This window comes from Pseudomonas sp. AC083 (genome assembly GCF_979253165.1).
In genome coordinates, this window is the sequence record NZ_CEEDDH010000069.1 from 1 (window position 1) to 323 (window position 323).

The window sequence follows — 323 nt, forward strand, 5'->3', positions numbered from 1 at the left end:
CATACAAGCTACACCTCATTCCATCCGGTATTTTTTATAAAGAGAAAACTTGTGTCATCGGTAATGGAATGGTGGTTGATCCTAAAGCGTTGGTCACTGAGCTTGCGTATCTTCACGAACGGAATGTGAGTACAGATAACCTCAGAATCAGCAATAGAGCCCATGTTATTCTGCCTTACCATTTAAAATTGGACGAGGTAGAAGAAGAGCGGAAAGGGGCTAACAAGATCGGCACGACGAAAAAAGGAATCGGACCAGCTTATATGGACAAAGCAGCTCGCGTCGGTATCCGTGTCGCAGATCTATTAGATCGTGAAGTATTT

At 43.7% G+C, this 323-nt stretch carries 1 protein-coding gene; it reads left to right on the plus strand.

Translation table 11 applies throughout. The features are described from left to right. Positions 1-323, plus strand: a 323-nt coding sequence (locus AC0IXA_RS27270) for an adenylosuccinate synthetase (protein WP_471814877.1), incomplete at both ends; no start/stop codon positions are given.